11 protein-coding genes are annotated in these 12,658 nt (G+C 58.1%); 2 read left to right on the plus strand and 9 right to left on the minus strand.

Features of this window, described 5'->3' with window-relative positions:
* Positions 1-22: 22 nt before the first annotated feature.
* From NL116_RS06865 to NL116_RS06890, 6 genes are all read right to left on the minus strand, one after another.
* A complete protein-coding gene (locus NL116_RS06865) occupies positions 23-325 on the minus strand; it encodes a BufA1 family periplasmic bufferin-type metallophore (RefSeq protein ID WP_059181510.1) in 303 nt (100 codons plus the stop codon).
* A 304-nt stretch (positions 326-629) separates the two neighbouring features.
* Positions 630-1,331: an ABC transporter ATP-binding protein gene (locus NL116_RS06870; protein ID WP_123433777.1), complete on the minus strand. Its 702-nt coding sequence runs from the start codon at positions 1,329-1,331 to the stop codon at positions 630-632.
* Positions 1,332-2,099 (minus strand): high-affinity branched-chain amino acid ABC transporter ATP-binding protein LivG, encoded by a 768-nt coding sequence (gene livG / locus NL116_RS06875; protein WP_494376536.1) that lies wholly within the window; start codon positions 2,097-2,099, stop codon positions 1,332-1,334.
* A complete protein-coding gene (locus NL116_RS06880) occupies positions 2,096-3,352 on the minus strand; it encodes a high-affinity branched-chain amino acid ABC transporter permease LivM (RefSeq protein ID WP_494376537.1) in 1,257 nt (418 codons plus the stop codon). The genes livG and NL116_RS06880 overlap by 4 nt, the downstream gene beginning before the upstream one ends.
* Entirely contained in the window at positions 3,349-4,272 is a 924-nt protein-coding gene (gene livH, locus NL116_RS06885; RefSeq protein ID WP_494376538.1) for a high-affinity branched-chain amino acid ABC transporter permease LivH, read from the minus strand. Before livH ends, NL116_RS06880 begins: the two co-directional genes overlap by 4 nt.
* Positions 4,273-4,504: 232 nt before the next feature.
* Complete coding sequence (locus NL116_RS06890) at positions 4,505-5,632, minus strand: branched-chain amino acid ABC transporter substrate-binding protein (protein ID WP_494376539.1); 1,128 nt, start codon at positions 5,630-5,632, stop codon at positions 4,505-4,507.
* 351 nt (positions 5,633-5,983) lie between these two features.
* Between NL116_RS06890 and NL116_RS06895 the strand changes: the two genes are divergently transcribed.
* On the plus strand, positions 5,984-6,289 hold the full coding sequence (locus NL116_RS06895) for a DUF2288 domain-containing protein (protein WP_494376540.1): 306 nt from the start codon (positions 5,984-5,986) through the stop codon (positions 6,287-6,289).
* 303 nt (positions 6,290-6,592) lie between these two features.
* Here NL116_RS06895 and NL116_RS06900 read toward each other — a convergent pair whose 3' ends face one another.
* Positions 6,593-8,794 carry a hypothetical protein gene (locus tag NL116_RS06900; RefSeq protein WP_494376541.1) on the minus strand — a complete coding sequence of 734 codons (2,202 nt, stop codon included), beginning with the start codon at positions 8,792-8,794 and terminating at the stop codon, positions 6,593-6,595.
* A 196-nt stretch (positions 8,795-8,990) separates the two neighbouring features.
* On the opposite strand from NL116_RS06900, the gene NL116_RS06905 reads away from it, so the two are divergent.
* Positions 8,991-9,887: an NAD(P)-dependent oxidoreductase gene (locus NL116_RS06905; RefSeq protein WP_494376542.1), complete on the plus strand. Its 897-nt coding sequence runs from the start codon at positions 8,991-8,993 to the stop codon at positions 9,885-9,887.
* On the opposite strand, the gene NL116_RS06910 is transcribed toward NL116_RS06905, so the two are convergent.
* Positions 9,778-12,060, minus strand: a complete 2,283-nt coding sequence (locus tag NL116_RS06910) for a putative bifunctional diguanylate cyclase/phosphodiesterase (protein WP_494376543.1) — start codon at positions 12,058-12,060, stop codon at positions 9,778-9,780. The genes NL116_RS06905 and NL116_RS06910 overlap by 110 nt on opposite strands.
* A gap of 148 nt (positions 12,061-12,208) precedes the next feature.
* Positions 12,209-12,574, minus strand: a complete 366-nt coding sequence (locus tag NL116_RS06915) for a YkgJ family cysteine cluster protein (RefSeq protein ID WP_494376544.1) — start codon at positions 12,572-12,574, stop codon at positions 12,209-12,211.
* Positions 12,575-12,658: the final 84 nt, after the last annotated feature.

Here is a 12,658-nt window from a genome sequence, read left to right on the forward strand (position 1 = left end):
GACACTCAGGCTGGGAGGCGGATCAGGCTTTGGCTTTGAAAGCTTCCATCTGACCGAAACCGGTCGGCGAGGTCTTGCTTTCAGTGGTGGCGCAAGTGCCTTTGGGGACCAGTTTCCAGGCGTTAGGCTGGAAGTCGGTTTTCGACGTGCCGGCGCAGGTGGTGCCGGCGCCTGCTGCGCAATCGTTGTGACCTTTCATGGCCACGCCGAAGCATTTTTCCATGTCGTCGGCTGCGTGGGCGGTGGACACGGCGGCCATGCTCAAGGCAGAACCAAGGGCCAGAACCAGGGCAGTGGCGGACAGGGTGCGGGTGGTAGCAGTCATGATGTTTCTCCGGTGATCTGAGGTTTTGGTCAGCAGCGGTTGTGCTGGCTTACCCCTCTAGAGAAAGGTCATGGCGATGCGTTACAGCCGTGCCCAAAACTTTTTAAAAAACTTCAAATCACCACCACTCCCTTGTAGGAGCCGAGCTTGCTCGCGATAGCGGTAGACCAGTCGACATCTTTGTTGAAAGTGAAATAGTCATCGCGAGCAAGCTCGGCTCCTACAAGGGATTTTCATTGTCTGGAGGGTTGGTGGCAGGCACAAAAAAACGGCCCGAAGGCCGTTTTATGTTGACCGCACAGACTCAGCCACCCAGATACGCTTCACGCACTTTCGGGTCAGTCAGCAGTGCTTCACCGGTGCCTTGCATCACCACCCGGCCGTTCTCGAGAACGTAGGCACGGTCAGCAATTTTCAGCGCCTGGTTGGCGTTCTGCTCGACCAGGAACACGGTCACGCCATCCTTGCGCAGCTGTTCGATGATGTCGAAGATCTGCTGGATGATGATCGGTGCCAGGCCCAACGAAGGTTCGTCGAGCAGCAGCAGCTTGGGTTTGCTCATCAGCGCACGGCCGATGGCGAGCATTTGCTGTTCGCCGCCGGACATGGTGCCGCCGCGTTGGGCGAAACGCTCTTTCAGGCGTGGGAAAAGTTCGAGAACCTTGTCCATCTGTTCCTGATAGTCGCCCTTGTCGGTGAAGAAGCCACCCATGGCGAGGTTTTCTTCCACGGTCAGGCGGGAGAACACTCGACGACCTTCCGGCACCACCGCAATGCTTTTGCGCATGATCTGCGACGAGCTCTGGCCGACCAGTTCCTCACCCATGTAGCGGATGCTGCCGCTGTGGGCCTGCGGCGAACCGCAGAGCGTCATCAGCAGGGTCGACTTGCCGGCACCGTTGGCGCCGATCAGGGTCACGATTTCGCCCTGGCGGACTTCCACGTTGACGCTATGCAGCGCCTGGATCTTGCCGTAGAAGGTGGAAACGTTTTCGAATTGCAGCATTTACGCTTCCCCCAGGTAGGCTTTGATCACTTCAGGATTGTCGCGGATCTGTTCTGGCGTGCCGTCGGCCAGAGGCGTGCCCTGGTTGATCACGACGATGTGGTCAGAAATGCTCATGACCAGTTTCATGTCGTGTTCGATCAACAGCACGGTGACGTTGTGCTCTTCACGCAGCATGCTGATCAACGCCTTGAGGTCCTCGGTTTCCTTCGGGTTCAGGCCGGCGGCCGGTTCGTCGAGCATGAGGATCCGCGGGCGGGTCATCATGCAGCGAGCGATTTCCAGGCGACGTTGCTGACCGTAGGCCAGGGTACCGGCCGGACGGTTGGCGAACTGCGTCAGGTTGACCTTGTCCAGCCAGAACTCTGCGAATTCCATGGCCTCGCGTTCGCTCTTGCGAAAAGACGGGGTCTTGAACAGGCCGGACAGGAAGTTGGTGTTCAGGTGACGGTGCTGGGCGATCAAGAGGTTTTCGACCGCGGTCATGTCCTTGAACAACCGCACGTTCTGGAAGGTGCGCACCACGCCTTTGAGGGCGATCTTGTGGCCCGGCAGGCCCTGGATGGGCTCGCCGTCCAGCAGGATGCTGCCGCCGCTTGGCTTGTAGAAACCGGTCAGGCAGTTGAATACCGTGGTCTTGCCGGCGCCGTTGGGGCCGATCAATGCCACGACCTGTTTTTCCTTCACGGTCAGGGCGACGCCGTTGACCGCCAGCAAGCCGCCGAAGCGCATGCTCAGATTTTCGACTTTAAGGATCTCGCGGCTCATTTGCGCAGCTCCATGTGAGGACGTTGCATGGGCAGCAGGCCTTGAGGGCGCCAGATCATCATCAGCACCATCAAGGCGCCGAACATCAACATGCGGTACTCACTGAACTCACGCATCATTTCCGGCAACAGGATCATCACCACTGCCGCGAGGATCACCCCCAGTTGCGAGCCCATGCCACCCAACACGACGATGGCGAGAATGATCGCCGACTCGATGAAGGTGAAGGACTCGGGTGTCACCAGGCCCTGACGGGCGGCGAAAAAGCTGCCGGCGAAACCGGCGAAGCTGGCACCCAGGGTGAAGGCCGACAACTTGATGACCGTAGGATTGAGACCCAGCGCACGGCAGGCAATCTCGTCTTCGCGCAACGCTTCCCACGCACGGCCGATCGGCATGCGCAGCAGGCGGTTGATCACGAACAGCGCAGCCAGGGCCAGCAACAAGGCAACCAGGTAGAGGAAAATCACCTTGTTGATCGAGTTGTATTCCAGGCCGAAGTACTCGTGGAACGTCTGCATGCCTTCAGCGGCTTTGCGTTCGAAGGTCAGGCCGAAGAACGTTGGCTTCTCGATATTACTGATGCCGTTCGGGCCACCCGTCAGACTGGTCAGGTTACGCAGGAACAGACGGATGATCTCACCGAAGCCCAAGGTCACGATCGCCAGGTAGTCACCCCGCAGGCGCAGCACCGGGAAGCCGAGCAGGAAGCCGAACGTGGCCGCCATCAGGCCGGCAATCGGCAGGCAGATCCAGAAGCTCAGGCCGTAGTAGTGCGACAGCAGCGCATAACTGTAGGCGCCGACGGCGTAGAAGCCGACGTAACCCAGGTCGAGCAGACCGGCCAGGCCCACCACGATGTTCAGGCCCAGGCCCAGCATCACGTAGATCAGCACCAAGGTGGCGATGTCCACCGCTCCGCGAGAACCGAAGAACGGCCAGACCAGCGCGCCGGCGATCAGCGCAATGATGAACCAGCGCTGAGTGCCAGGCAGGGTCAGGAAGTTGCTGGCCTTGGCTGGAATCAGCGGCATGTTGGGCGAAGAACGCCAGGCCGAGCTGATCTGTTGATCGAACAATACGCGCAGGAACATCAGGACCGAGCACACGGCGATGGTGATCAGCGTTGCGTTGCTGGTGCCATGGACTTCGAGGTTGATGCCGACAATGGTCAGCTTCAGACCCAGTACCGGGTAGGCAACCGCCCACACCAGCAAGGCGCTGAACAACGCCTGTTTAAGATTCCTAGTCATACTTTCTCAACCTCCGGACGGCCCAGCAGGCCGGTTGGCCGGAACAACAACACCAGAACCAGCAGGCCGAACGCTACAACGTCCTTGTACTGGTCGCCGAAGACATCGGCACCGAAGGCTTCTGCAACACCGAGCACCAGCCCGCCGAGCATGGCCCCGGGGATGCTGCCGATGCCGCCCAGTACCGCGGCGGTGAAGGCCTTGAGGCCGACGAGGAAACCGGCGTTGGGGTTGATCACGCCATACTGCATGCTCAGGAGCACGGCCGCGATGGCCGCCAGTGCAGCACCGATGACGAAGGTCAGGGCGATGATGTTGTTGGTGTTGATACCCAGCAGGTTGGCCATCTTGATGTCTTCGGCACAGGCACGGCAGGCGCGACCCAGGCGAGAGCGGGAGATGAACAGCGTCAGGCCGAGCATGGCGACGAAGGTCACCACGAACACAACGATTTGCATGTAGGAAATCAGCACTTCATGTGCGCCACCTGGCCCGATAGTGAAGTTGCCGGGGATCAGGTTGGGGATGGATTTGTCCTTGGAGTCTTGCGCCAGCAGAACCGTGTTCTGCAGGAAGATCGACATGCCGATAGCGGAAATCAGCGGGATCAGACGGTTGCTGCCGCGCAAGGGGCGGTAGGCGATCCGTTCGATGCTGTAGCCGTAGGCACTGGTCACGACGATGGTCGCGAGGAAAGCGGCAGTCATCAACAGCGGAACGCTGTCGAGTCCCATCATGGACAGGCCCGCGATGGCGATGAACGCCACGTAGGAACCAATCATGTACACCTCGCCGTGGGCGAAGTTGATCATTCCAATGATGCCGTAAACCATCGTATAGCCGATGGCGATCAGGGCATACGTGCTGCCAATGGTCAGACCATTAACCAGCTGTTGGAAAAAGTGATAGATGTCAGGCATTACAGCGCTCCTAAAAACCTGATACGCATTTCACTGGTGGAGTCATTTTCCCGCTCGGGCCCCGTGGATCTGCATCCACTTCGAACGCGAGGTTTGCCAGCGAACCGCTGATGACGGTTTTGAGATTTTCAGGTGGGGAGACTGGCGGATCACGCCAGCGCGGCCCAAAACGTTCGTAAAACAAAGCCCACGGCACGCCGTGGGCTTTGTTGGCAGTCAGTCAGGCAAGGCCTTACTGAGGCGAAGCTTCAGTTTTTGGTTTGCCGAAGTGCCACTCGTAAACCACAAATTTGAAGTCCTTCAGGTCGCCCTTGGCGTCGAAGCTCAGGTCGCCAGTCGGGGTCTTGAAGGTGCCTGCGTGGATGGCAGCAGCCACTTTGGCGGTGTCTTCGGACTTGGCGGCTTTGATGCCTTCAGCAATCACTTCAACAGCCGAGTAGGCCGGGAACACGAACGGACCGCTCGGGTCTTCTTTCTTCGCCTTGAACGCGTCAGCCAGGGCAACGTTGGCAGGATCCTGGTCGAAGGATTTCGGCAGGGTTACCAGCAGACCTTCGGAAGCGTCTTTGGCGATCTGCGAAATGGAGTCGTTACCCACGCCTTCCGGACCCATGAACTTGGCTTTCAGGCCTTTTTCCTGGGATTGACGCAGGATCAGACCCAGCTCCGGGTGGTAGCCGCCGTAGTAGACGAAGTCGACGTTGGCTTGCTTGAGCTTGGCGATGATCGAGGAGAAGTCTTTGTCGCCGGCGTTGATGCCTTCGAATACAGCGACTTTGACGCCGTCTTTCTCCAGGGTTTGCTTGACTGCGGTGGCGATGCCTTCACCGTATTGCTGTTTGTCGTGCAGCACAGCGACGACTTTCGGTTTGACGTACTTGGCAATGTAGTTACCGGCGGCAGGGCCCTGGGCGCTGTCCAGACCAATGGTGCGGAACACCATTTTGTAACCACGAGCGGTGATGTCCGGGCTGGTGGCGGCCGGGGTGATCATGATCACGCCTTCGTCTTCGTAAATGTCCGAAGCCGGTTGAGTGGAGCTTGAGCACAGGTGACCGACCACGAACTTGACGCCGTCGTTGACGACCTTGTTCGCGACGGCTACCGCTTGTTTCGGATCGCAGGCGTCATCGTATTCAACGGCTTCGAGTTTCTTGCCGTCTACGCCGCCTTTGGCGTTGATTTGTTCGATGGCCATTTTGGCGCCACTGAACTGCATGTCGCCGTATTGGGCTACAGGACCGGTCTTGGGGCCGGCGATGCCGATCTTGATGGTGTCAGCTGCGAACGAATGGCTGGCAACCCCGGCCAGAACCATAGCGGCAAACAGTTTGGAAATCTGCTTAGTAGCCTTAGTCATAGTGCTCCACTCTTACTGTTGTAGTTTTTATAGTCCTGGCCGCCGTAGCAGCAGAACCGGGTCAGATATCTTCGATATCCTCCGGAAAATGCCCCCGGCAACTGTACCGGTACAGTGTAGAGCGCCAATTGTTAGCCTGGGAAGCTGGCGTCAGGGGGCAAATCCAGAGGGTGTCGCTATTTTGAAAGAAAAAGACAGAATTGCGGCGAGATGTTAGCTGGCTAATTGCTTGATTCAGCGGCATTCCTTGGCTTTCCTGCTCTTTTCAATCGGTGACTCAATTGCAACCGGGTTTTTCTGGCGGACCACCAACGTTATCATTCGCGTCGATTTCTTTTCCGGACAGGACCCATGACTCAAGAACCTAGCACCCTCTATGCCAAGCTGCTTGGTGAAACCGCATCTATTACCTGGAAAGAGCTGGAGCCGTTCTTCGCCAAGGGTGCCCTATTGTGGGTCGACCCCGGTCTGGATTTGATCGCGGCCGCCGAGGCCGTGGCCACGGATGAAGACGAGAAAGTGGCTGCCTGGCTGGCTGCCGACCAAGTCGCCAAGCTGTCTGAAACGCGGGCGCTGGATCTTTTTGAGCGCGACCCGGAGCTGTGGGCCGTAGTGGTTTCGCCGTGGATTCTGATCCAGGAAAGGGCGACGAGCTGATTCGCTGCGCCTTGTTGGTGCGTCACGAGGTCAGGGAAAAGTGTGTAGGTGAGTAGCGTGATGGCACGTTGCCGTGGAGAAAGGCCACAGGCGTGGCCAGCATCACGGTGACGTAAACGTAACGGGAACAGTTTGTCGGGCAGCTTGAGGGCTGTTTAATTGTTTCTGTATGTGGGATTTGTGTTGAGTCTGATACCGCCTTCGCGGGCAAGCCCGCTCCCACATTCGACCGCATTCCTTCAGAAGGAACGCGGTTAAAGGTGGGGGCGGGCTTGCTCGCGAAGGGGGCGACGCGGTATCGGATCAGACAGTAAACGTCTTGCCAGTATGGTTATTCAGCGAAATAACCTTGGTTTTGCCAATCCGATGACGGTAGATCTCACGCAGGTACTTGATCGCCTTCTTCACGCAATCACGCGACAGGCGAATGTCGTTGATCGAGACAAATTTGTCCTTGTCGTTGATCAGTTCGCGGTACTTCTTCTCATACATCGGTTTGATCGCGTACCAGTTGGTGTCGAGGATCTTTGCCGGGTTTTCGAATTCGTTGAGCAAGTCATCGATCCGGTCTTCGTCGAATTCTTCATTGATGATGAAGTCGAGGATCGAGTTGTCCAGCGTCTCGTCGAAGCGGTACGGGTTCTTCGCGAAGCAGCGCTTGATGAACGCGACGATCAGGGTCAGGAAATCGTCCGACAGGCACGGGCTCTTGGCGATCAGGGTGGTCAGCGACAAGTTGGCCGAGGCGCCGATCACCAGTGCGTAACGCTTGAGCGTGGTGTTCGGGAACAAGCTGTTGAGGTGGGTCTTCAACCGGTTCAGGTCCATGTAGGACAGCTTGTAGTCTTTGGGCAATGAAACAATCGACACCACCGACGAGCAGTTCTTGAAGAAGTGCAGGTCGTGCAGCGCGGCCGCGTCGTAACCGGAATTCTTATACTGCTCAAGCGACGCACGATAGCGCTTGGACTCGATCGGCAGCAGGCTGATGCCTTCGATCGCCTGGGTCACTTTGTTGAAGTGCGGCAGGTCGATGGAGCGGAAGAACAAATCGTCGATGTTCAGGCGCTGCGGCTCTTTCTCGAAGACCTTGAACTTGTCGCTGCTCGGCGGCGGTGTTTCCGGGACCACGGATTCGGCGTAAGCAATCGCTACCGGGCCGGCCAGGCTCATGAACAAATCGTTGGCGTCCAGGCGAATGGTTTCGCCGATGTCGATGCCGGCGCGACGGAAGTAGTTCTGGTCGTAGTCAGTCGTGACCGCCTGCGCCGTCAGAATGTTGAAGATCTGCTGCGAGATGTACTGGTTGGCGTGTTTTTCCATCGCATTGACATCAATGTTCTGGATGTTGCCGTCATCGCTTTCTTCGGCATAACGCATGATGTCGTTTGAGATCAGCATCATCGCGTTCCATGGGCGGATACGGCCCATGACGCTGGCTTCGCTGCTGTCTTCGTTGGCGAAGTTGTAGGAGAAGTCCCACTCTTCCGACAGGTATTTACACAGCAGGCGACCGGCGTTGATGTGCAGCGCCTCGGACATTTCGCTGCGGTGATCGGAAATGTTCGGCAGTACGCAAATGCCGCTGGTGAAGATCGGCTCGAAGACGAAGGAATGACCGCTCTTGCCGTCATGTTCGTCCATCGGTTTGGTGTCGAACGTCTTGTTCATGTACGAGTGCTGCTGGGCCAGGCCGAATTCCGAGGCCATGCCCGAACCGGTACCACCGCCGGCGCTGAAAATCGAGAAATACAGGCGCGACTGGTTGGCCTTGATCCCACAGCTGTCGATCAGGTACGAGTGAATCATCTTCCAGTCAGGGCTGGAGAAACGCTGGGTGTCCTTGTTCAGGATGATCTTGGCCAGGTACTGACCGAGAATCGGCGCGTTACCGGCACCACCGGCGTGGACTTCCGACAAGTCCATGATTTTCATTTTGCTGTAATCGCGCAGGAAACCGCTTTTTTCGCCCTTGCGCGAGAAACGGATGCGACCGGCAATGTCTTTGTCCAGGTCGCCAAGCATCACCAGCGGTTCCACCAGGAACACCGGTTTGGCGCCCTTGTTGGTGCCCAGGCGCAGGTTGTTACGAATCCATTGCGCCGGGCTATAGCCCTTTTCCGCAAAGCGTTTGTCCGGCGACAGGCGGTCTTCGTTGTTGAATTCGTTGAGGTAAAACTTGCGGGCGTTGTACACCAGTTCCGCGACGTCCAAAGCGATGTTCGAGCCGCAGCGACCGAGACCGATCAGGCATACAGACGGGAACTCCTGGTCGTTGTGCTGTTCGCTGACGCCTTCCAGATGGGGCGGGCGCGGGAACACCATGTCGCGCAGGCCGTCGAGGTTGTCGAGGATGCGGTCGGTATTGGTTTCAGTGAAATACAGGTATTGCTGAGTGGCCAGCGGGCGCGTCGGGGTCAATGGCTTCGACGATGAGGGGCTGTTCGCCGCGGGGCTCAGAGTCAGTTCGGAGACCGTAGTGGCCGGGTTATTTTTAGAAGTCATTGGGCGCCATCTACCTGGACTGGTTGGCTGAGCGACAACTGTCGTCAAACCTTTACGGAATGGGATCTCGCGTCTTGTTTTTGCGCGTATTTGGCCAAAGCCTCAGGGACTCGCCTGAGCAACAGTGGGTGGAATCCTTTCCTTAGTCATGATGGATCGGCCAATATTCGGCGATCTTTAATCAAAAGGAGGCTAAATGATGTCAACGCTACCTTCGTTGGGGTTCGCCGGAATCGGTCTGATGGGCTTGCCAATGTGCCGGCGGCTGTTGGCGGCGGGCTATCCGTTGACCGTGTGGAACCGCAACCCGGCCAAGTGCGCGCCGCTGGTCGAGGCCGGCGCCCGACAAGTGTCAACCCCTGCTGAGCTGTGTCAGTACGCCGACATCGTCATGCTGTGCCTGGCGGATACCGTGGTGGTGCGTGAGGTGGTGTTTGGCCCGGCTGGAGTAACCTCGGGGGCGAAAAACGCGCAGTTGCTGGTGGACTTTTCCAGCCTGGAGCCCGGTGCTACACGAGAAATGGCCAGACAGCTGCTCGACAGCACCGGGATGCGTTGGCTGGATACACCAGTGTCTGGCGGCGTGATCGGCGCCGAAGCCGGCAGCCTGGCGATTATGGTAGGCGGCGAAGCGGAAGATCTGCAGCAAGTGCATTCGGTATTGCTGACATTGGGCCAGCGTGTCACCCACATGGGTGGCGTCGGGGCCGGGCAGGTGACCAAGGTATGCAATCAGATGATCGTGGCGTGCAATGCGCTTGTGATTGCCGAAGTGGTGGCGTTGGCCGAGTCTTCCGGCGTTGACGCGCGCTTGATCGCCGAGGCGCTGGCCGGTGGATTTGCCGATTCAAAACCGTTGCAGATCCTCGCCCCGCAAATGGCCGAGAGCCAATTCGAACCGGTGAAATGGCATGTGCGCACGCTGCTCAAGGACCTCGACACCGCCGTGAAGTTTTCCCGAGAACAAGGTTCGGCCACCCCCCTCAGCGGATTGGCTGCGCAACTGATGCGCCTGCATGGGAGCCAGGGATTCCTGGAAAAAGATCCATCGACGTTAGTGCAGATGTACCGCTGCCCAGACTCAAAGGAGTGACGTTGCACGAATGCCTGCGCTGGTTGATTTCATTCAGCACCGGGCGCAACTCGGCCAATGGCACCGGGCGGCTGAGCAAGTAGCCTTGAACAAAATCGCAGCCCAGGCGTTCGAGAAAATCGTACTGTTCAAAGGTTTCGACGCCTTCGGTGACCACCTGCAAATGCAGGCTGTGGGCCATGACGATTATGGCCTGGACGATTTCCATGTCCTGGGTCGCTTTGGGAATGTCTTGGATAAACGAGCGGTCGATCTTCAGCGTGTTCAGCGGCAGGCGCTTGAGGTAGGCCAGGGACGAATAGCCGGTGCCGAAGTCATCAATCGACAGCGAGACCCCCAGGGCACGAATCTGTCGCAGCCGCACCAGCGTGTTGGCGAGGTTGCCCATCAGTGCATTCTCGGTGACTTCCAGCTCCAGCCGATGAGGCGCGACCCCGGAGGCGTGCAGCGCGAACTCGATGTCGTCCGCCAGCTCTTCACGCGCAAGATTCAGCGGTGAGCAATTCACCGCGATCTTCAGTTCTTCGCACCCGTGACGGGACAATTCACCCAGGTCCTCGCAGGCTTTGCGCAGCACCCAGTCATCGAGCTCATGGATCAGACCATTAGCCTCGGCAATGGCGATAAACCGGTCAGGCGCGAGCAAACCGTGCACCGGGTGTTGCCAGCGAACCAGCGCTTCGAGCTTGCTGACCTGCCCGGTTTTCAGGTCGAAGATCGGCTGGTAATACAACATCAACTCATCGGCTTTGCGTAAGGCACATCGCAATTCTTCTTCGAGCTGTAGCTCCATCGTGGCGCGGGTCCTGAGGTTGGAGCTGAAAAAATTCAGGCCGTTGCGGCCAGCGCCCTTGGACTGGTACAGCGCCAGGTCAGCGTTCTTCAGCAGTTCTTCGCAGGTCTTGCCGTCTTGCGGGAACAGGCTGATGCCGATGCTGGTGGTCATGACCATGTTGCGCCCGGAAAGCTCAATGGGTTCCTTCATTTTCAGCATGATGCGCTGGGCCATTTGCTGCGCTTCTTCGGGATCATTGAGGCCGATGAGAATGCAGAACTCATCACCGCCAAAACGGGCCACGACATCTTTGTGGCTGCGCACAGAGCTTTTGATATGGCCGGCCAGCACCTTGAGCAGCTCATCGCCGGCGTCATGACCAAGGCTGTCGTTGATGCGCTTGAAGTGGTCGATGTCGAGGAACATCACCGCCAACATGCCGCCTTCATTGGTTTTCTCGATCAACTTCTCGGCGAATATCTGATTGAAGCCACGGCGGTTGATCAGGTTGGTCAAGGCGTCGTAATGCGCCACTTGTTGCAGCGACAGGCGCGCCTGATCCAGTTGGCTGAGCAGCGAATTGACTCGCTGCAGATCACGCTCTTTGTGTTGCAGCTTTTTGTCCGCCAGTGCCGCGCTGATGCTGCTGCCGATGATCAGCAGCGTCATGACCGCCACCGTCAACGCCAGTTGCAGGTGACTGTGTTCACCGGACGGCGCCATGACGCTATCGCGGGGCATCACCAGATTGAAGGCAGCCATGCCGGTGAAGTGCATGCTAAGGATGCCAGCTCCGAGCAGCAGGCTGGCGCTATATTTGAGCAGTTGGTGGAACATGCCGCTGCCGTCACGCAGATAACGCGAAAGCAACAGCGCCGCCAGACTGGCGCCAATCGCGATACCGATGGACAGGACGAACAACACCGGTTGGTAGTAGACCGTGGCGCTCGAATGCATCGACGCCATGCCCACGTAATGCATGGTGGTGATGCCCAGCCCGACCCACACGGAGGCCTTGAAGCAGTGCCGGACAGTCAGGTCGGGGAGGCTGAGGGTGCGCATCACCAGCCACGAGGAGCACAGGGCGATTGACAGTGAGAGCAGGGTGACGGGGAGTTGGTAGTGAATGTCGACAGGTGCCTGAAACGCCAGCATGCCGATAAAGTGCATGGCCCAGATGCCACCCGCCAGGCACCCGCTGCCGACGCAGCACCACAATCGCTGCGAGGCCGGGCTTTCCGCATGCGCCACCCGCTCTGCCATATCCAGCGTGGCAAAGCAGCCGACACATGCCACTACATAAGCCAGCAGCACCAGAAAAGGGTCATGCGTGCAATTGAGTATGAATTGCCCGCTCTCTGGTAGCTCGGTAATGAAATGCAGACCAAGCCACTCCATAGCACGCCCCGTCGTTTTCATCCTGGCCGGCGCAATGAACGCCGGCGAATGTCATCGAGTATAGAGGCCGTGTCTGGAGAGCAAGGGGTGATGTCAAAATGGTTCCATATGATTTTGGCATCACGTTAATCGCGTTTGGATCTAAGCCTTAAGCGCTTTGTTCGAAAGGTATTTCGAACGCCGGTTGCAGGGCTGGCAGACCGAACGCTGCACGGGCGGCGTCGCAATCCGCATTGGCCTCGCCATTTTCCCAAGACGCCTCAAACTCCCGGCAGGTGCTGGAGCGCTCGTTATAAATCGAGCATTTGACCTCGCTGCCGACTGTTCCCTCCAGACTGATGCAGCGGGTGGGTTTGCAGTCGGTGCCAAGCATCGCCACGCGACTGGGGCTGATTGACGCGACCAGATCATCCGGCACCGTTCCCCCGGACGAAGCGCATTCACCCCAGAAGAAAGACACGCGGAAATGGGAACAGCAAGCACCGCAATTCAGACACGGACTGACTTCGGACATGGTCGATGATCTACGCAGGAGGGGTACGCAGGGGCGCGGACAGGGGCGCTATTCTAGGCTTCGTAACGGGCATTGGAAGGGGGT

Source organism: Pseudomonas sp. FBCC-B1667 (genome assembly GCF_059133255.1).

Bases quoted from the DNA above. Each gene is read 5' to 3' on its own strand.
- NL116_RS06890 (WP_494376539.1), bottom strand. From the start codon at position 5,632: ATGACTAAGGCTACTAAGCAGATTTCCAAACTGTTTGCCGCTATGGTT.
- livH (WP_494376538.1), bottom strand. From the start codon at position 4,272: ATGCCTGACATCTATCACTTTTTCCAACAGCTGGTTAATGGTCTGACC.
- NL116_RS06880 (WP_494376537.1), bottom strand. From the start codon at position 3,352: ATGACTAGGAATCTTAAACAGGCGTTGTTCAGCGCCTTGCTGGTGTGG.
- NL116_RS06895 (WP_494376540.1), top strand. From the start codon at position 5,984: ATGACTCAAGAACCTAGCACCCTCTATGCCAAGCTGCTTGGTGAAACC.
- NL116_RS06900 (WP_494376541.1), bottom strand. From the start codon at position 8,794: ATGACTTCTAAAAATAACCCGGCCACTACGGTCTCCGAACTGACTCTG.
- NL116_RS06870 (WP_123433777.1), bottom strand. From the start codon at position 1,331: ATGCTGCAATTCGAAAACGTTTCCACCTTCTACGGCAAGATCCAGGCG.
- livG (WP_494376536.1), bottom strand. From the start codon at position 2,099: ATGAGCCGCGAGATCCTTAAAGTCGAAAATCTGAGCATGCGCTTCGGC.
- NL116_RS06865 (WP_059181510.1), bottom strand. From the start codon at position 325: ATGACTGCTACCACCCGCACCCTGTCCGCCACTGCCCTGGTTCTGGCC.
- NL116_RS06905 (WP_494376542.1), top strand. From the start codon at position 8,991: ATGATGTCAACGCTACCTTCGTTGGGGTTCGCCGGAATCGGTCTGATG.
- NL116_RS06915 (WP_494376544.1), bottom strand. From the start codon at position 12,574: ATGTCCGAAGTCAGTCCGTGTCTGAATTGCGGTGCTTGCTGTTCCCAT.
- NL116_RS06910 (WP_494376543.1), bottom strand. From the start codon at position 12,060: ATGGAGTGGCTTGGTCTGCATTTCATTACCGAGCTACCAGAGAGCGGG.